A 17,933-nucleotide genomic window follows, 5' to 3' on the forward strand; every position below is an offset into this window, starting at 1 on the left:
CGCAGCCGATAGGATGGGCGCATGCACATCCTCCGCACCCTGACCGCCTTCGCCGTGTTGCTTGTCGCGGTCGCCGCGTGGCTGTGGGCGGTGGCACCGCCGACGGGAACGATCTGCCTGGCCGCCACGGACATGGCCCCTGCCACGATCGGCGACGGCGTCCCCGCGACGCCACCGCGCGACATCGCCTGGCAAGCGCTGGATCAACGCGCCCTCGCAGGTTGGCGGGGGCCGTACTGGCTGCGCTGGCAACTGCCGGCAACCTCGGCGGCGCGGACGGGCGACGCTGCCGTGCGGCTGTCGCTGCGCGCCGCCAGCCAGCCCTACTGGCATGGACAACCGCTGCCTCCCAACGGCGTGGTGGGGCGCACCGCCGCGCAAGAACGACCCGGCCAGATCGACGTCCTGCGCATGTTGCCAGCCGTGGCCGGCACGGCCGACGATGCGTTGGTCGTGCTTGCGTCCAGCCAGCACCAGTGGCCGCGCCTGGCCAGCGCCGATGCGGTCCTTGCGGTGGGGCCCATCGCGTCGATCTACGGGTACCGGCTGACGCCGTGGCTGATCGCCGCGTTCGCGGGTGGCGCGCTCGGCGCGGCCTGCCTGTATTTCCTGGCCGCCCAGCGTGGCCGGGCACCGGTGCCCGGCGCGCGCCTGTTGCTGGCCCTGGGGGCGGTGGGCCTGGCGCTGCCGGTACTGGAAGGCTGGCGCCCCCTGCTCGGCTATGCCTACCCGTGGCACGGCCCGCGCCTGCTGGCATTGCAGGCCCTGCATCTTGCCGCGGCGGTGCTGTTGCCGGCGTACCTCGCGCGCCGCTTTGACGTGGCGCTGCCGGCGAGCGTGCGCATCGGCTATCTGGCCGCACTACTCGTCGTGATTGCCTGGGTGCCCGGGTTCGACAACCGCGGGGCCGCGCTGTTGCTGTTGAGCCTGCTCGGTTCGGTCGCACTGCTGCTGCGTGCACGCGGCGAGCGCGAGGAACGCTGGCCGATCCTGGCGCTGGTCGCCGCCGGCGCGCTGGCCATTCCGCTGCTCGGCGGCGTCTTCCTGGATGGCCCCTACTTTCTGTTCCTGGCGGTGCTGATGGGGTTCCTGCTGGTGCGCCACGCCGCCCAACTGCGCGCCCTGGACCAGCACAACGCGCTGCTGCGCGAGGAGCGCGCACGCCTGGCGCTGCAACTGCTGCAACGGGGCATCCAGCCGCACTGGCTGATGAACACCCTCACCTGCCTGCAGGAATTGATCGAGCAGGCACCGTTGCGGGCCAGTCGCCTGGTCGAGGCGCTGGCCGAGCAGTTCGACCGCCTGCGCGACAGCAGCAGCCAGTCGAGCGTCACGCTGGACGACGAACTGGCCCTGTGCCGCAACCACCTGGACATCGTCGGCATGGCCATGGAGCAACACATCGGCTTCGAGGTCGAGGCCGACCCTGCCGGTCTGTGGCTGCCGCCGGGCGTGCTGCATGCGCAGGTGGAGAACGCACTCACCCACGCCGGCGCCCCGGCCTGTGCGCAGCATCCGTTCCGCCTGCGCGTGCAGCGGCACGGTCCGTGCTGGGTACTGGAACTGCGTAGCGCGCAGGGCGTGGCCGCGCATCGTGGGCGTGGCACGGGGACCGCCTACATCGAAGCCAGCCTGGCGGCGGCGTGGCCGGGCCGCTGGCGGTTCGTGCAGGGGCCCGATGGCGCGGACTGGTGCAGCCGGATGGAGCTGCCATGCGCATCCTGATCGTCGAGGACGAACTGCTAGTGCGCCAGCGCCTGCTCCGCCTGTGCAGCGAGCTGGCCGGCAGCCGGGCCCGCTTCGATGCGGTGGCCGACCTGGAGAACGCGGGCGACCGGCTCCAGCGCAATGTCTACGACGGCCTGCTGCTGGACCTCAACCTGGGTGGGGAAGACGGCTTCGAGCTGCTGCGCCGCGCCGTTGCGGGGCGCTACCACTGCGTGGTGGTGTCGGCCCATCGCGACCGTGCGCTGCAGGCGTTCGAGCACGGCGTGCTGGATTTCGTGCCCAAGCCCTTCTCACGCGAGCGCCTGCAGGCCGCGTTGGCGCGACTGCTGGAGGTGGGGCACGTGCGCGCGGGTGCGGCGCGCTACCTCGGCATCTGGCGCGCGCAGGGCACGGCGGTGGTGGAGCTGGCCGACGTGCAGTGGATCCGCGCCGACGGCGACTACAGCGAACTGCACCTGCGCGATGGCCGCTGCGAACTGCACGACAAGTCGCTGGCCAGCCTCGGCGCGGTGCTGCCGCCCGACTTCGTGCGCTGCCACCGCTCCCACCTGGTCAACCTGCGCCACGTGCGCAGCCTGCATGCCGCGACCGGCAGCCGCTACTGGCTGCTGCTCAACGACGGCACCGAGCTGGCCGTCGGCCGCGCGCACCTGGCGGCGCTGCGCGACGCGCTGGCGCTGGGCTGAGCGCGCTCAGCCGCCCGTGGTTGCGGCCTTGGCCTTCTTCCACGCGGCCTCGAACTCGCTCGCGGTGATGCCGTCGTCCGAATCCAGGTCGAACCAGGACAGCGGCTGGTCGGCCAGCAGGAAGCGCGCATCGCTCTGGCCGGTCTTGTCGGCCCAGGTGGTGAGGCTGCGGTACATCTCCACCTGCCGCACGATCACCTCGCCCACCGCTTCGATGTAGACGTTGCCCTGGCCCAGGTCGGACTCCGCCCAGTGCTTGAAATACTGCTTTTTCGGGGTGCTCATCGAGAAGGTCCGGCGGTGGCGCAAAAAGGGGGGCGAATATACCTCAGCGCCGCCGTGACGTCGCCCGCGGCTGCAGGGCGTCCAGCGCCCCCGCGTTGCGCCGCGCCCAGTCGTAGATCAGCTCGATCGGCTCCACCAGCTGCACGCCGAGGGGCGTCAACGCGTATTCCACCGACGGCGGTACGGTCGGGTATTCGGTCCGCAGCACGATGCCCGCGCCCTCCATCTCGCGCAGGGTCTGGACCAGCATCTTCTTCGAAATGGCCGGCAGGCTGCGGTGCAAGGCGTTGCTGCGCGCGGTGCCGCCGTGGCGAACCGCCAGGGTGTGCAGCACCATCGACGTCCACTTGGTGCTGAACAGCTCCAGCACCCGCCGCGGCGCGCAGTCTTCGCGCCATTCATCTTCCGGACTGCCGGTTTTCATCGCCTGGTTACCATTTGGTGCCTTCTTTCAAGGCGTACGCACCTATCCTACTGTGTGCGCCTGATTTCAGATGCAAAGGCGGCAGCGTGACGAACAAGGCACTGGTAGTGGGCGCAACCGGCATCGTCGGCAGCGCATTGGTCCGGCAGTTGCAGGACGCGGGCTGGGAGGTACATGGGCTGGCGCGCAATGCCGGTCTCCTGCCGCGCGGGGTGGGCGCGGTCGCCGCGGACCTGCGCGACGCGCCGGCCACGGCGGCGGCCCTGGCCGGGCTGGCGCCCACCCATGTGTTCATCACCACCTGGTCGCGGCAGGCCAACGAGGCCGAGAACATCCGGGTCAACGCGGCCATGGTGCGGCACCTGCTCGACGCCGTGCGCCCGGCCGGCTCGGTGCGCCACGTGGCGCTGGTGACCGGCCTGAAGCACTACCTCGGGCCCTTCGAGGCGTATGCACAGGGTGCGTTGCCGCAGACGCCTTTCCGGGAGGAACAGCCACGCCTGGCGGTGGACAACTTCTACTATGCGCAGGAAGACGAGGTATTCGCCGCGGCTGCGCGCGACGGTTTCCATTGGAGCGTGCACCGCCCGCACACGGTGATCGGCGCGGCGGTCGGCAATGCGATGAACATGGGGACGACGCTGGCGGTGTACGCCTCGCTGTGCAAGCGCAGCGGCCGCCCGTTCCAGTTCCCCGGTTCGTCCGCGCAATGGAACGGGCTGACCGACATGACCGACGCCGGCGTGCTGGCCCGGCACCTGCTGTGGGCCACGCAGACGCCGGCCGCGGCCGACCAGGCCTTCAACGTGGTCAACGGCGACGTGTTTCGCTGGTCGTGGATGTGGGGCCGCATCGCCGACTGGTTCGGCCTGGAACCGGCGCCGTTCGCGGGCGAGCCGCGGCCGCTGGAAGCGCAGATGGCCGACGACGCCGGCGCATGGTCGGCCCTGGCCGCCGAGCACGGCCTGGCCGAGACGGACATCCACCGGCTGGTGTCGCCCTGGCATACCGACGCCGACCTGGGCCGGCCGCTGGAAGTCCTTACCGACATGTCCAAGAGCCGGCGCATGGGCTTCCTCGACTACCAGCCCAGCGACGATGCGTTCTTCGCGCTGTTCGCACAGCTTCGCGCGCAGCGCCTGATTCCCTGAGGCGTTGGTTGCCCATCACCGGCAGCGCGGCATCCCGCCCAGGTTACCTTCGACACTGTGGCGGCCCGGCCGCCACCGGCTAGGCTGCGGCCATCGCCCCCAGGGGCATGCCGCGAAGCCGCCCGCCATGACCCGTGCCTGGAAAGTGTCGTCGCTGTTGATCGCGGCCCTGCCGCTGAACGTGTGTGCGGCCGATCAATGGATCGTGGCCACCGATCTGTGGGGCAACACCCACTATCAGACCCTGCACCTGGAGGTGCAGGGAACAGCGGTCAGCGGCACGCTCGATGGCGACCCGATCCGCGGCACGCTGGCCGACCACGCGTTGGCGTTCACCGCCACCGGCAGCGACGGGCAGGTCTACCGCTACAGCGGGCGCATCGACGCTGCGCGCATGCAGGGCCAGAGCGACCAGCCGGACACCAACAACCGCGCCGCGCGTGCACAGCACGCTTTCAGCGCATGGAAGGTGCCCGCGCGCACCCAGGCGACGGCGCAGCGGCATGTGTTTACGCCCACCGGGTATTCCAACACCTTCAGTGCCGACCGCGCGCCCGTGCTGGTCATCCAGCCCGGCGATTCGGTGGCGACCAGGACGCTCGATTCCGGCGGCGTGGACGAGCACGGCGTCACCCGCGCCCTGTTCGGCAACCCGCAGGTGGGGCCGTTCTTCGTGGCCGGCGCCGAGCCGGGCGACACGCTGGCGGTCACGCTGACATCGCTGAAGCTCAACCGCGACTACGCCGACAGCCTGGACGGCATCGTAAGCCGGCTGAAGACCGCGCGCGTGGCGGCCGACACCACTGCGCTGGGCAAGCCGGTACGCTGGGAACTGGATCGCGCCCGCGGGGTAGCACGCCCCAAGGACCCGAATGCTGCGCTCAAGCGCTTTGAAGTGCCGGTCAAGCCGATGCTGGGCGGCCTGGCCGTCGCCCCCGGCTTCGGCTATCCGCCGTTCTCCACCGGCGATACCGGCGACTTCGGCGGCAACATGGATTTCAATGCCGTGGTGGAAGGCAACACCGTGTACCTGCCGGTGCAGCAACCCGGCGCCCTGCTCTACCTGGGAGACGGGCATGCACTGCAGGGCGACGGCGAAACCACGCAGTGGGCGCTGGAAACCTCGCTCGACGTGGAGGTGAAGGTGGCGCTGGTGAAACGCCAGTCGATCGTCACCCCACGGGTCGAATCGCCTACCCAGATCATGACCCTCGGCCAGGCCGGTTCCACTGACGACGCCCTGCGCGTGGCCACCGCCGGCATGCTGCAGTGGCTGCGCCAGGGCTACGGGCTGAGTGTGTCCGACGCCACCCAGGTGCTCGGCGTGGCCGTGCAGTACAGCGTGGCCAATCTGGCCGGGCGCAGCGTGGGCGTGGCGGCGAAGCTGGACAAGGCCGTGCTGCGAACCTTGCCGCCGGCGGCGCCCGTCGCCAAGGACTAGGCGCGCGCCGAACACCGCCGGGTGCGGCAGCGTCAGGCGTTGACGTCGACCACCGTGCGGCCCTGCACCTTGCCCTCCAGCACCTGCGTGGCCACCGCCGGCACCTCGGCCAGCCCGACAACCCGCGTGGTGCGGGCCAGCTTGCCCAGGTCCAGGTCCGTCGCCAGGCGGGCCCAGGCCTGCTGCCGAACCGGCAGCGGTGCGTTGACCGAATCGATGCCGGCCAGGGTGACGTTGCGCAGGATGAAGGGCAGCACCGAGCCCGGCAGGTCCGCGCCCTGGGCCAGCCCGAACGCGGCCACCACGCCGCGGTAGCGCGTCTGCGCCAGCACGTTGGCCAGCGTGTGGCTGCCGACCGAATCGATGGCACCGGCCCAGCGCTCCTTGCCGATCGGCGCGCCCGGCTCGGACAGCGTGTGCCGGTCGATCACCTCGGCCGCGCCGAGTTCCTTGAGGTAGTCGGCCTCTTCCAGCCGGCCGGTAGAGGCGAGCACGCGATAGCCCAGGCCGGACAGCAGCGCGATGGCGATGGAACCGGCGCCGCCATTGGCGCCGGTCACCAGGATGTCGCCGTGCGCAGGCGTGAGGCCACCGTGTTCCAGCGCCAGCACCGACAGCATCGCGGTATACCCGGCGGTGCCGATGGCCATCGCATCGCGCGTGCTGAACGCGTCGGGCACCTTGACCAGCCAGTTGCCCGGCACCCGCGCCCGCTGCGCATAGCCGCCATGGTGGGTCTGGCTGAGCCCATAGCCATTCAGCAGCACGCGGTCGCCGGGCACGATGCCGGCGTGACTGGAACGTTCCACCACACCGGCCAGGTCGATGCCGGGAATCATCGGGAACGTGCGGATCACCGGCGAGCGCCCCGACAGGGCCAGCGCATCCTTGTAGTTCACCGTCGAGTACTCGACCGCGATGGTCACCTCGCCGGGCATCAGGTCGGCGTCGTCCAGATCCACCTGGCGGGTGCTGATCGAATCGCCATTGTTGGTCGCAAGTAGTGCCTTGAACGTCATGCCAATCTCCGGTGCGGGGGAATCAACTGTGCGCGGAAAGCGCGGTGGCATCCAGTCGCAGTGTCCTGCGGATGCCGCGACCGGCCCGCTGGCGGCCGCGACGTGGCCGCCGTCACCGCAACCTCGATGCCCCGGCACACCGGGGACGTCGAGCCACTAGACGACCGGTCTAATCCGCGGTAGAGTGGCTCCCATGAACTCCGCCTCCGCCCCTGACACCACCGACGCCCGCGACAGGATCCTTGCGACCGGCCAACGCATCATGGGCGGCAAGGGTTTCTCGGCGGTCGGGCTGAACGAGGTGCTCAGCGCCGCGGGCGTGCCGAAGGGCTCGTTCTACCACTACTTCGGCTCCAAGGAGGCCTTCGGCGAGGCCCTGCTCGAGGACTACTTCGCGGCCTACCTGGCCGACATGGAGCGTGTTTTCCGCCTGCCGGGCCTGACCAAGGCGCAGCAGCTCGATGCCTACTTCGACGCCTGGCGGGCCAACCAGTCCTTCGACGACTGCCAGGGCAAGTGCCTGGCCGTGAAGCTGGGCGCCGAAGTGGCCGACCTCTCGGCCAGCATGCGCGCGGCCCTGCAGCGCGGCACCGCCGGCATCGTCACGCGCCTGGCCGGCGCACTCCAGGCCGGCGCCACCGAGGGCTCACTGCACCTCCACGACCACCCCGCTACGGTGGCGCAGAGCCTGTACCAGCTGTGGCTGGGCGCCAGCATCATGGTCAAGATCGTCCGCTCCACCCAGCCGTTCGATGCCGCGCTGGCCACCACCCGTCAGATCGTCCCCCCCACCGGTTGACCCGCCAGACCCGGCGCATTCCTGCCGGCACACGTCGTACTGCGTTCCCTTGATTTGCCTCCAGAGTAGACGACCGGTCTACTCCCAACCTCCCAGGAGCACCCGCATGAAGATCCTCATCGTCCTTACTTCGCACGACCAGCTTGGCGACACCGGCCGCAAGACCGGTTTCTGGCTGGAAGAACTGGCTGCGCCCTATTACACCTTCAAGGACGCCGGCGCCACGCTCGTGCTGGCCTCGCCCAAGGGCGGCCAGCCGCCGCTGGACCCGAAGAGCAACGAGCCGGACTTCCAGACCGACCTCACCCGCCGCTTCGAGGCCGACGCCGACGCGACCGCACAACTGGCCAGCACCGTGCGCCTGGACAGCGTGGACCCGGCCGACTTCGACGCGGTGTTCTACCCCGGCGGCCACGGCCCGCTGTGGGACCTGGCCAATGACCGCCATTCCATCGCGCTGATCGAGGCCTTCATCGCCGCCAACAAGCCGGTCGCCCTGGTCTGCCACGCCCCGGGCGTGCTGCGCGATGTCACCACCGCCGAGGGCACGCCGCTGGTCGCGGGCCGGAAGGTCACCGGCTTCACCAACAGCGAAGAAGCCGGCGTCGGCCTCACCGACGTGGTGCCGTTCCTGGTCGAAGACATGCTCAAGGCGGCCGGCGGTGAGTATTCGAAGGGCCCGGACTGGGGCTCGTACGTGGTCCGCGATGGGCTGCTGATCACCGGGCAGAACCCGTCCTCGTCGGCGGAAACCGCCGCGGCGCTGGTGAAGCAGCTGGGCGGCAGCGCCCAGGCCTGACCCGGTGCGCCAGGCAGGGCGCGCGGTTGCCCTGCCTGGCGACACCACGGCAGCGACACGCACCCGCGTGATCGCCTGTGCTGCTCAGGCCACCGGTTCGCCGCGCGCCCACGCCTGGCGCGCGGCATGCAGGCTCATGCGATTGGCGCCGCCGGCCATGTCGGGCCGCGCGGCTTGGCTGGGGTCGTCCTCCCATCCGCAGCGGCTGCAGATCTCGTAGCCGCCGGCCTCCAGCAGGCCGCGGTGCCCGCAACAGGGACACGGCAGCAGCGGCGTAGTGGCGTTGATCGAGTTCATGGTGGCGCCATGCTATCGCAGCGTTGCACGCACTACGGCGAATGTGCCGGCCGCGATGGCCAGCCAGAACACCAGGCCGACAAGCGTGCAGGCGGCATCGGACGGCGTCTTTTCGGGGCGCACCCAGCGCAGGATCCGGTAGCCGGTGCCCTGGATGACGATCTCGATGAAGACGTCGAAGAACAGCCACGCCACCAGGCGCAGGATGCCGCCAACGACACTCCCGGTCACTTCGTCGATCGGCATTCGCACTCCCTGCGCTGCGCTCCGGGGCACGGCCCCCGCCGCGCGATCTTATCGCTGACGCTGCATCCGCGACAACGCGTCCGGGTCTTCGCCGCCACGACCGCATCTTCAACTCATCTGCCCTGAACCGTGGACACGCGCCGACGCGGTGGAGGGCGTCACGTATCCGAATGTTACAAATGCGAATGGATTGCATTACAATTGTTAACGGATTCTGAAATTCCCCACATGGACGTCCCAGCCATCGCCAGCGGACCCCCTTACCCAAGGAGTACTGCGTCGATGTTGTTCCCCTCCCCCTCCCTCGCCTCCCACCGCTCCGGCAGCGCCCTGGCCCTGGCCATCGGCCTGGCCCTCAGCGCACAGGCCCACGCCGACGCCAGCGCGGATGCGGCCTCGGCCAAGCAGATGGACACCGTGGTGGTCACCGCCACCGGCGCCCAGCAATGGATCAAGGATGCCCCGGCCAGCATCAGCGTGATCACCCGCGAGGAGATCGAGCGCAAGCCGGTCACCAGCATCGGCCAGCTGCTCAGCACCGTGCCCGGCGTGACCGGCGGTTATGCGCTGTCCGGCGCGCAATCGAAGATCAAGCTGCGCGGGCTCCCCGAGCAGTACACCCTGATCCTCATCGACGGCCGCCGCCAGGGCAATTCCGCGGGCGTCAATTACCGCGACGACCTCGGCCCGCAGGATCTGAACTGGCTCTCCCCGGACATGATCGAACGCATCGAGGTGGTGCGTGGGCCGATGTCCTCGCTGTACGGGTCCGATGCGATGGGCGGGGTGATCAACATCATCACCCGCAAGATCGCCGATCACTGGGGTGGCTCGGTCACCTTCAACTACAGCAAACCCGATTCGGACACGCGCGGCGACACCACCCAGATGGGCGCGCTGTTCAGTGGTCCGCTGACCGAGAACCTGGGCCTGCGCGTCGGCGCCAACGTGACCAACCGCGAATCCGACACCGGTGCACGGCAGACCCCGGGCAGCAAGGCCGAGAACGCCAACGCGCGGCTCAACTGGCGCATCAACGATGACCACACGGTGGGCTTCGAGGCCTCGCGTGGCGAGCAGCGCAACAGCGGTGCCGGCGCGGTCGGTGCGTGGGGCCTGTCCAAGCTGGTACAGACCGGTTACGTGGCCACCCACGATGGCCGCTACGGCGATGCGTCCACCTCCAGGACCACGCTGGTGCAGAACGATTACGAAGACAAGGGCAGCACGGTCGGCAACCACGCCAAGGAGACGGTGTTCGATACCGCGTTCACCCGCAGCTTCCACTGGGGTTTCGAGCAGAGCCTCAACGTGGGCGGGCAGTGGAAGCGCGAGGAGCTGGAGAACCGCGACACCATCGGTACCGTGCCGGTGACCTGGACCGGCAGCGGGCGCATCAGCCCGACCAGCGAGGCCGATTCCTGGGCGCTGTTTGCAGAGGATCACATCACCCTGCACGAGCGCTTCGTCCTCACCGTGGGCCTGCGCTGGGACAACACCGACAACTACGATGACAACCTCAGCCCGCGCCTCTACGGCGTCTGGCACCCGGCCGATGCGTGGACGGTGCGCGGCGGCGTTTCCAAGGGCTTCCGTGCCCCCACCCTGAAGCAGGGCACCGCCGGTGCGGCAACCCAGTCCGGCGGCAACGGTTGCACCGCACTCACCGTGGAAGGCTGGACCAACCGCTCGGTGAGCGCCGATGGCACCACCGGCTGCTACATGGCCGGCAACCCGAACCTGGAGCCGGAAACCAGCACCAACTACGAGCTGGGCCTGGGCCTGGACAAGAATGGCTGGGCGGCCTCGGCGACCTACTTCCTCACCGATTTCGACGACAAGATCCAGCAGGTGCCGCTGCGCGACATCCCGGGCCAGACCACCAGCTTCGTCAACGGCTTCTGGTGGACGGTGGCGCAGAACATCCAGAAGGCCCGCACCCGGGGCGTGGAAGCCAGCGTGACCGTGCCGCTGCATGAGCGCCTGACCTGGACCACCAACGCCACCCGCATGCTGGAATCGAAAAACCGCACCACCGGTGCGAGCCTGCTGGTGGTGCCCAAGCTCACCGCCAACACCTCGCTGGACTGGCAGGTCACCGACGCATGGTCGTTGAACCTCAGCGCACAGCACATCGGCGAGCAGCTGGTGTCCTCCACCAGCGCCACCTTCGCCAAGGCCTACACGACCTGGGACCTGGTCACCGGCGTGGACGTCAACGAGCACCTGACCCTGCGCGCGGGCGTGCTCAACCTGGGCGACGTATCCACCATCGAGGAAGGCAACAACTACGACGGCGGCGCCCGCACGTTCTTCCTGGGCGCCACCGCGCGGTTCTGACCGCCGCTGCCACGCACGCCAGGCCCGGCATCCGCCGGGCCTGGTTGCCGCCGCCGGCACTCGCCTACAACGTCCTGGCCCACAACTGCGAGACCTGCGGCTTGCCGAACAGCTGTTCGGGCTGCTCGGTCAGCAGTTCGAATCCCGCTTCGGCAAACAGTCGGCCCGCATCGACGAGCGCCGCGTTGGTCCACAACACCATCCGCCTGTAACCCACCGCCGCCGCGAACGCGATGGCCTCGTCCACCAGCCGGCGGCCGATACCCCGGCCGCGTGCGCTGGCGTCCACGTACAGCAGCCGCAGTTTGGCGGTCTGTGCGTCGTGGCGGACCACCAACACCGAGCCGACCGGCGTGCCCGCGCACTCGGCGATCCAGCAACGCTCGGTGCGCGCATCGTGCTCGCGCAGGTAGCGGGCGACGATGTCGGCCACCAGTGCCTCGAACTCGGTATTCCAGCCGTACTCGCGCGCGTACAACGCACCGTGCCGGTGCACGACCCAGCCCATGTCACCCGGCCGCGGATCGCGCAGCACGTAGTCCGTGCCAGGCTCGGACAGCAGCCGCCGGATCTGCTCCATCGCCTCGACCAGTTGCGCCCGGCCGGCGGCGCTGAGCGGGCCGAGCAGGCGCGCGCCGGCCGCGCTGGCGGCGGCGTCCAGTCGGTTGGATACGGTACGCCCGGCATCGGTCAAGACCAGCACGCTGGCCCGTGCATCGTGCACGGCAGGCCGGCGCGCCAGCACACCGCGCGTTTCCAGTCCGGCCAGCAAGCGGCTCACGTAGCCGGCATTGAGGCGCAACAGCCGGCACAGGTCGGCAGCGGTCACGCCGTCGCGGCCGGCCAGCTCGAGCAGCACCCGCACCTCGGTGGGGTTGAAATCACCGCGTACCAGGCCCTCTTCCAGCATGGCGAGGTGGCGCGCGTAATCGCGGTTGAACGCCTGGAGGCGGGCCACGTCGTTGGTCAGGGCGTCGGACATGCAGCTCCCCATGAATGCCTTTGGCAAGTATTGATTGCCTTTAGCACCTATACCAGCCTTTTTTGTGACCGCCTGCGAAGTGCATGAGGCACAAACGAAAGATGCGTTGCAGTACGGTTTACGTTCTGTTAATTATTTGTGCAGCGCATCAGGGCCCTGGCGCGCAAGGAGAACCAACGGGATGACCCAGTAGACGAACGACACCTCCGACCCTCCAACTGCAAGGTGCATGCATGAACGACCGCATTGGCAAGTGTGTTCACGCTCCAAACGCAATCTCGTCATTGGCATCTGCGGTACACGTGGCGCTGGCCGCCACGCTGTTGGCCACCAGCTCGGTCGCGCTGGCACAGGACAGCACACCTCCGGCCGCGCCGGAGGCCTCCACCCTCGACACGGTCTCGGTGTTGGGCAGCCGCACCAAACCGCGCACCGTCTCGTCCTCGGCCGTGCCGATCGACATCATCAGCGGTGACGAATTCCGCAACCAGGGCGCCACCGACGCGCTGGACCAGCTGCGCGTGCTGGTGCCATCGTTCAACGTCAGCACCATCCCGATCGACGATGCCGCCAGCCTGGTGCGCCCGGCCAACCTGCGCGGCCTGCCGCCGGACAACACCCTGCTACTGGTCAACGGCAAGCGCTTCCATCGTGCCGCGGTGATCACCTTCCTCGGCCACGGTCTGTCCGACGGCGCGCAGGGCCCGGACCTGTCGGTGTTTCCGTCGCTGGCGCTGGAGCAGGTGGACGTGCTGCGCGATGGCGCCGCGGCCCAGTACGGCTCCGACGCGATCGCCGGTGTCATCAACTTCGGCCTGAAGAAGCTGCGCGAAGGCGGCAGTGCCGAGGTGTTCACCGGCAAGTACTACGAGGGCGACGGGCTCACCACCCAGTACTCGGCGCAGATCGGCCTGCCGCTGACGGCCCGCGGGTTTGCCACGCTCACCGCCGAATGGCGCAAGGCCGACGACACCTCGCGCAGCGTGCAGCGCGACGATGCCGCCGCGGCCATTGCCGCCGGCTACCCCGGCGTGGGCCAGCCCGCGCAGGTGTGGGGCTCGCCGCAGGTGGACAACGACCTCAAGCTGGTCGCCAACCTTGGCCTGACCACCGATGCGGTGGATTTCTACCTGTTCGGCAACTACGCCAAGCGCGACGTGGATGGCGGCTTCTACTTCCGCGACCCCACCGCCCGCTCGGGGGTGTACTCCAACGACGGCGGCGACAGCCTGCTGGTCGGCAACCTCAATGGCGCCGGTGCCGGCGCCTGCCCGGGCATCGCGTTGCGCGATGGCGCCGGCAACCTGCTGCCGTACAGTTCGGTCAGCGGTGCGGTCGCCGCGCTGCCCTCCAACTGCTACACCTTCCTGTCCAGCCTGCCCGGCGGCTTCACCCCGCGCTTCGGCGGTTCGCTGGAGGACATGTCGCTGGTGGCCGGTGCCAAGGGCCTGTGGGGCGACTGGTACTGGGACGTAAGCGGCTCCTGGGGCCGCAACGACATCGACTTCATCATCTACAACACGGTCAACGCGTCGTTGGGGCCGGACCAGCCCGAGGGCCTGCGGTTCCATCCCGGTGGCAACACCCAGACCGAGAAGAACCTCAACGTCGACGTGAGCCGTGATATCGCCACCAGCTTCACCAGCCAGCCGCTGCGCCTTGCACTGGGCGCGGAGTGGCGCGAGGAGAGCTTCAAGATCAGTCCCGGCGATGGCCCGTCCACCGCGATCGGCCCGCTCACCTCGCAGGGCTTCGCGCTGGGCTCCAACGGCTTCAACGGCTTCAGTTCGCGCACCGCCGGCACCTTCGACCGCCGCAACTGGGCGGCCTATGCGGACCTGGAGGCGCAGCTCACCGAGCGCGTGCTGCTGGCCGGCGCAGTGCGCTATGAGGACTACGATTCGTTCGGCAGCACCACCACCGGCAAGTTGACCGCGCGCTTCGACGTCAACGAGCAGTTTGCCCTGCGCGGCGCCTTCAATACCGGCTTCCGCGCCCCCACCCCGGGGCAGGCCAACATCAGCCAGATCAGCACCGTGTTCGGCGGCACCGCCCTGGAGGACATCGCCACGCTGCCGCCGACCAATGCCATCGCCCAGCTCAAGGGCGCCCAGCCGTTGACGCCGGAGAAGTCCAGGAACGCATCGCTGGGTGCGGTCTGGACCCACGGCGACTGGTTGGTGACCCTGGATGGCTACCAGATCAAGGTGAAGGACCGGATCGCGCTGAGCACCAGCTTCGTGGTCACCCCCGAAGAGCGCGCGGCGCTGGTGCTCGGCGGCAACCCCGAGGCGGCCTCGATCTCGCAGGTGACCTACTTCGGCAATGCCTTCGACACCACCACCACCGGCGTGGACCTGGTGACCAGCTACAAGAGCAACCACTTCGGCGGCACCACCACCTACTCGCTGGCCGCCAACTGGAACCGCACCGAGGTGGACCGCTACGACACCGACTTCATCGATGCCGCGCGCGTGTACAAGCTGGAGAAGTCACTGCCCAGGACCAAGGGCTACTTCAGCATCCACCACCAGCGCAAGGTGTTCCACGCCAACCTGCGCCTGAACTACTACGGCTCCTGGTACGAGGACCACCTGGACAGCGGGGTGATTTCGGCCGCCGACGGCGGCCTGCCGATCTACGGCGGCAGCGCGCTGATCGTGGATGCCGACGTGGGCTGGACGTTCGACTCGGGGCTGTACGTCAGCGTTGGCGCGCAGAACCTGTTCGACCGGGTGCCGTCGAAGAACCCCTGGTCCGGCGTGGCCGGTGCGGAGTACCCGGTGCACTCGCCGTATGGCTTCAACGGCGGCTTCTACTACGCGCGGGTGGGCTGGAAGTTCTGATCGCAGGGGGCGAAGCGGCGCGGCGGGATCTGCCGGGATCCCGCCGCGTGCTGCTCATGCGCCGTCGCCAACCACCAGCGCACGCGCCCGTCGTTCCAGCTCCGCCGCGGTGAACGGCTTGGTCAACACCTGCATGCCGGGCTCCAACTGGCCGGCCCCCACCGCGGCGGAGGCGGCGTAGCCGGTGATGAACAGCACTGGCAGCGCCGGTCGCAGCTGGCGCCCGGCGTCGGCCACCTGGCGGCCATTGAGCCCGCCGGTCAGGCCAACGTCGGTGACCAGCAGGTCGATGCCCTCGTTGGACTGCAGGATCTCGATCGCGCGGCCACCTTCCGGCGCCTGCAGCACGCGGTAGCCGGAACTGGACAGCACCTCGGTGACCAGTGCCCGGATCGCATCGTCGTCTTCCACCACCAGCACCGTGCCCACGTTGCCCGCCGGCGCCGCGCCGGCCTCATCGGGCGGCGTCGGCGTGGACGCGTCGGCGGCGTCACCGAGGAAACGCGGCAGGTAGAGGTGCACCGTGGTGCCCTGCCCGGGCTGCGAGTCGATCCGCACCTGGCCACCGGACTGGCGGGTGAAACCATAGATCATCGACAGGCCCAGGCCGGTGCCCTGGCCGATGGGCTTGGTGGTGAAGAACGGTTCGAACGCCTTCTCGATGACCGCCGCGTCCATGCCGGTGCCGGTGTCGGCCACCGACAGCCGCACGTACTCGCCAGCGGGGATATCGAGCTGCGCAGCCGCCGGGTCGGCCAGGGCCACGTTGGCGGTGCCGATCGCCAGCGGGCCGCCCGCGGGCATCGCATCGCGGGCGTTGATGCACAGGTTGAGCAGCGCGTTTTCCAACTGCGGCACATCCACCAGCACCGCCCACGGCGCGGGGGCCAGGTCGGTGGAAATGGCGATGGACGGGCCCAGCGTGCGCGAGATGATATCGAGCATCCCGCCCACCATCACCTCCACCACCACGGGGGTGGGCGCAAGGGTCTGTCGGCGCGAGAAGGCCAGCAGCCGCTGGGTCAACGCGGTGGCGCGGGCCGCACTGGCCTGTGCCATCTCCAGGTAGCGCCCCACGTCGTCGTAGCGTTGCTGGTCGATCCGCAGTTCCAGCAGTTCCAGTCCGACGGAGATGGAGGTCAGCAGGTTGTTGAAATCGTGCGCGAGACCGCCGGTCAGCTGCCCCACCGCTTCCATCTTCTGGCTCTGGCGCAGGCGCTCCTCGGCCACCTGCAGCTCGGCGCTGCGGGCCTGCACGCGCTCTTCCAGGGTCTGGGTGAGCTGGCGCAGCTGGGTTTCGGCCAGCCGGCGCTCGGTCACGTCCGAGGCCGTGCCGAACCACTCGGTCACCGCGCCGGCGTCATCCAGCAATGGCACCGCGCGCATCAGCACCCATCGCACGCTGCCATCGGCCAGCAGGGCGCGGTGTTCCAGCCGCAGCGGCTGGCGCGTGGCCATCGCCTGGGCGATGGCGGCCTCCAGCAACGGGCGGTCGTCGGGGTGGACGCGCTCCTCCCGCCAGCCGGTGACCGCCGGCAAGGCCCCGTCCGCTGCACCGGCCCCGGCGATCGGCCGCATCTCCTGCCAGTCCGCCGACATCGCATACAGCGACTGCGACGAGGCACTCACCAGCGCACCCAGGCGGCGTTCGCTGTGGGCCAGTTCGCTGTTGGCACGTTGCTGCTCGGTGCGGTCGCCGAGCACCTTGACGAAGCCGCGCACCGCACCGTCGCTGTCGCGCAGGGCGGTCATCGCCCCGTTCGCCCAGAAACGTTCGCCCGACCTGCGTTGCAACCAGCGCTCGCCGCTGACCCCGCCGGAGACCATGCAGGCCCGCTGGTTGGTTTCCAGCCGCCGGGCCTGGATGTCCTCCTCGGTATAGATGCGTTCCACGCTGCGCCCGAGCATCTCCGCTTCGGTCCAGCCGAAGAGGTGCTCGGCACCGGTATTCCACAGCGTCACCCTGCCCTCCATGTCCGAGGCCACGATGGCGTAGTCGCTGGCACTGTCGATGATCTGCCGGTGGCGCGCCTCGACGTCACGCATGGAGCGCTGCAACTGCACGTGCGGGGTGATATCCAGGCCCTGCACGAACACGCCGGCCGTGTGGCCGTCATCGCCGAGCACCGGCTGGAACACGATATCGAGCTGGCGCTGGCCGCTGGCGCGATCGCCGGCGCTGGGGGGATCGTAGATGACCTCGCTGCCGATATAGGTTTCGCCGGTGCGGTACACCTGGTCCAGCAGCGGCAGGAAGCCCTGTTCGACCACTTCGGGCAGCGCGTCGCGGATGCACGTGCCCGGCACCGCGCGGTCACCGACCAGGCGCTGGTAGCCCGGGTTGACCAGCTCGATGCGGTGCTCCGGCCCGCTGAGGAAGGCCATGAATATCGGCGATTTGTCGAACAGCGCGATCAGCCGCTCGTTCTCGCGGGCCAGCCGCTGCTGCGCCAACAGCACGTCGGTGACTTCCTTGGTGACGCAGAACGCGCCGCCGACGCTGCCGTCATCCAGATAGAGGGGCGAGAACGAAAAGGTCCACCAGGTGTCCTCCGGCACGCCGCGGCGGCTCATCGCCACCGGCATGTTCTCGAACCGCGAGGACTCGCCGGCAAAGGCGGCCTCGATCGGCGCACGCACCGCGTCCCAGGCATCGGCCCACAGTTCGCGCAACGGCGCGCCCAGCGCACCCTCCAGGCGTGGGCCCAGGATGGGGCGGTAGGCATCGTTGAAGAAAAACGTCAGCGCCGTGCCCCATACCACGTACATGCTTTCCGGCGAGGCCAGCATCAGGTTCACCGCATTGCGCAGCGCGCCGGGCCAGGTGTCCACCGGCCCCAGCGGCGTGGCCTGCCAGTCATGCCGACGGACCTGCTCGGCCATCGGCCCG

At 69.3% G+C, this 17,933-nt stretch carries 15 protein-coding genes; 8 read left to right on the plus strand and 7 right to left on the minus strand.

Annotated features, from left to right (window positions below; translation table 11 throughout):
• Positions 1-21: 21 nt before the first annotated feature.
• Together M2421_RS01610 and M2421_RS01615 are read left to right on the plus strand one after the other, a co-directional pair.
• Positions 22-1,725: a histidine kinase gene (locus tag M2421_RS01610; protein WP_259202819.1), complete on the plus strand. Its 1,704-nt coding sequence runs from the start codon at positions 22-24 to the stop codon at positions 1,723-1,725.
• A complete protein-coding gene (locus tag M2421_RS01615) occupies positions 1,713-2,414 on the plus strand; it encodes a LytTR family DNA-binding domain-containing protein (protein WP_259202820.1) in 702 nt (233 codons plus the stop codon). The genes M2421_RS01610 and M2421_RS01615 overlap by 13 nt, the downstream gene beginning before the upstream one ends.
• Positions 2,415-2,420: 6 nt before the next feature.
• Here the strand turns inward: M2421_RS01615 and M2421_RS01620 are convergent, their stop codons facing one another.
• Positions 2,421-2,699, minus strand: coding sequence for a hypothetical protein (locus tag M2421_RS01620; RefSeq protein WP_259202821.1), 279 nt, complete (start codon positions 2,697-2,699; stop codon positions 2,421-2,423).
• 43 nt (positions 2,700-2,742) lie between these two features.
• On the minus strand, positions 2,743-3,123 hold the full coding sequence (locus M2421_RS01625; protein ID WP_259202822.1) for a helix-turn-helix domain-containing protein: 381 nt from the start codon (positions 3,121-3,123) through the stop codon (positions 2,743-2,745).
• Between the two features lie 86 nt (positions 3,124-3,209).
• Between M2421_RS01625 and M2421_RS01630 the strand changes: the two genes are divergently transcribed.
• Both M2421_RS01630 and M2421_RS01635 read left to right on the plus strand, forming a co-directional pair.
• Positions 3,210-4,274, plus strand: a complete 1,065-nt coding sequence (locus M2421_RS01630) for an SDR family oxidoreductase (RefSeq protein WP_259202823.1) — start codon at positions 3,210-3,212, stop codon at positions 4,272-4,274.
• A gap of 127 nt (positions 4,275-4,401) precedes the next feature.
• Complete coding sequence (locus M2421_RS01635; protein WP_259202824.1) at positions 4,402-5,715, plus strand: acetamidase/formamidase family protein; 1,314 nt, start codon at positions 4,402-4,404, stop codon at positions 5,713-5,715.
• A 32-nt stretch (positions 5,716-5,747) separates the two neighbouring features.
• Here the strand turns inward: M2421_RS01635 and M2421_RS01640 are convergent, their stop codons facing one another.
• Positions 5,748-6,734, minus strand: coding sequence for an MDR family oxidoreductase (locus M2421_RS01640; protein ID WP_259202825.1), 987 nt, complete (start codon positions 6,732-6,734; stop codon positions 5,748-5,750).
• 193 nt (positions 6,735-6,927) lie between these two features.
• Here M2421_RS01640 and M2421_RS01645 point away from each other — a divergent pair, with 193 nt between their 5' ends.
• Positions 6,928-7,533, plus strand: a complete 606-nt coding sequence (locus tag M2421_RS01645; RefSeq protein ID WP_259202826.1) for a TetR/AcrR family transcriptional regulator — start codon at positions 6,928-6,930, stop codon at positions 7,531-7,533.
• A 106-nt stretch (positions 7,534-7,639) separates the two neighbouring features.
• Positions 7,640-8,332 (plus strand): type 1 glutamine amidotransferase domain-containing protein, encoded by a 693-nt coding sequence (locus M2421_RS01650; RefSeq protein ID WP_259202827.1) that lies wholly within the window; start codon positions 7,640-7,642, stop codon positions 8,330-8,332.
• 84 nt (positions 8,333-8,416) lie between these two features.
• Here M2421_RS01650 and M2421_RS01655 read toward each other — a convergent pair whose 3' ends face one another.
• The gene (locus M2421_RS01655) at positions 8,417-8,629 is read right to left on the minus strand and encodes a CPCC family cysteine-rich protein (RefSeq protein WP_259202828.1); all 213 of its coding nucleotides are present in this window, start codon (positions 8,627-8,629) and stop codon (positions 8,417-8,419) included.
• Between the two features lie 12 nt (positions 8,630-8,641).
• Positions 8,642-8,875, minus strand: a complete 234-nt coding sequence (locus M2421_RS01660) for a hypothetical protein (protein WP_259202829.1) — start codon at positions 8,873-8,875, stop codon at positions 8,642-8,644.
• A gap of 282 nt (positions 8,876-9,157) precedes the next feature.
• Here M2421_RS01660 and M2421_RS01665 point away from each other — a divergent pair, with 282 nt between their 5' ends.
• A complete protein-coding gene (locus tag M2421_RS01665) occupies positions 9,158-11,215 on the plus strand; it encodes a TonB-dependent receptor (protein WP_259202830.1) in 2,058 nt (685 codons plus the stop codon).
• Between the two features lie 64 nt (positions 11,216-11,279).
• On the opposite strand, the gene M2421_RS01670 is transcribed toward M2421_RS01665, so the two are convergent.
• Positions 11,280-12,197, minus strand: coding sequence for a bifunctional helix-turn-helix transcriptional regulator/GNAT family N-acetyltransferase (locus tag M2421_RS01670; RefSeq protein WP_259202831.1), 918 nt, complete (start codon positions 12,195-12,197; stop codon positions 11,280-11,282).
• A gap of 284 nt (positions 12,198-12,481) precedes the next feature.
• Here M2421_RS01670 and M2421_RS01675 point away from each other — a divergent pair, with 284 nt between their 5' ends.
• Positions 12,482-15,043: a TonB-dependent receptor gene (locus M2421_RS01675; RefSeq protein ID WP_259202832.1), complete on the plus strand. Its 2,562-nt coding sequence runs from the start codon at positions 12,482-12,484 to the stop codon at positions 15,041-15,043.
• A 54-nt stretch (positions 15,044-15,097) separates the two neighbouring features.
• On the opposite strand, the gene M2421_RS01680 is transcribed toward M2421_RS01675, so the two are convergent.
• Positions 15,098-17,926: a PAS domain-containing protein gene (locus tag M2421_RS01680; protein WP_259203528.1), complete on the minus strand. Its 2,829-nt coding sequence runs from the start codon at positions 17,924-17,926 to the stop codon at positions 15,098-15,100.
• Positions 17,927-17,933: the final 7 nt, after the last annotated feature.

This window comes from Stenotrophomonas sp. BIGb0135, assembly GCF_024810105.1.
Taxonomy (GTDB): domain Bacteria; phylum Pseudomonadota; class Gammaproteobacteria; order Xanthomonadales; family Xanthomonadaceae; genus Stenotrophomonas; species Stenotrophomonas maltophilia_AB.

What these genes read in the sequence shown, in the direction of transcription:
- M2421_RS01625 (WP_259202822.1), bottom strand. Translation starts at nt 3,123, where the DNA reads ATGAAAACCGGCAGTCCGGAAGATGAATGGCGCGAAGACTGCGCGCCG.
- M2421_RS01615 (WP_259202820.1), top strand. Translation starts at nt 1,713, where the DNA reads ATGCGCATCCTGATCGTCGAGGACGAACTGCTAGTGCGCCAGCGCCTG.
- M2421_RS01650 (WP_259202827.1), top strand. Translation starts at nt 7,640, where the DNA reads ATGAAGATCCTCATCGTCCTTACTTCGCACGACCAGCTTGGCGACACC.
- M2421_RS01680 (WP_259203528.1), bottom strand. Translation starts at nt 17,926, where the DNA reads ATGGCCGAGCAGGTCCGTCGGCATGACTGGCAGGCCACGCCGCTGGGG.
- M2421_RS01620 (WP_259202821.1), bottom strand. Translation starts at nt 2,699, where the DNA reads ATGAGCACCCCGAAAAAGCAGTATTTCAAGCACTGGGCGGAGTCCGAC.
- M2421_RS01655 (WP_259202828.1), bottom strand. Translation starts at nt 8,629, where the DNA reads ATGAACTCGATCAACGCCACTACGCCGCTGCTGCCGTGTCCCTGTTGC.
- M2421_RS01635 (WP_259202824.1), top strand. Translation starts at nt 4,402, where the DNA reads ATGACCCGTGCCTGGAAAGTGTCGTCGCTGTTGATCGCGGCCCTGCCG.
- M2421_RS01640 (WP_259202825.1), bottom strand. Translation starts at nt 6,734, where the DNA reads ATGACGTTCAAGGCACTACTTGCGACCAACAATGGCGATTCGATCAGC.
- M2421_RS01660 (WP_259202829.1), bottom strand. Translation starts at nt 8,875, where the DNA reads ATGCCGATCGACGAAGTGACCGGGAGTGTCGTTGGCGGCATCCTGCGC.
- M2421_RS01645 (WP_259202826.1), top strand. Translation starts at nt 6,928, where the DNA reads ATGAACTCCGCCTCCGCCCCTGACACCACCGACGCCCGCGACAGGATC.
- M2421_RS01665 (WP_259202830.1), top strand. Translation starts at nt 9,158, where the DNA reads ATGTTGTTCCCCTCCCCCTCCCTCGCCTCCCACCGCTCCGGCAGCGCC.
- M2421_RS01610 (WP_259202819.1), top strand. Translation starts at nt 22, where the DNA reads ATGCACATCCTCCGCACCCTGACCGCCTTCGCCGTGTTGCTTGTCGCG.
- M2421_RS01670 (WP_259202831.1), bottom strand. Translation starts at nt 12,197, where the DNA reads ATGTCCGACGCCCTGACCAACGACGTGGCCCGCCTCCAGGCGTTCAAC.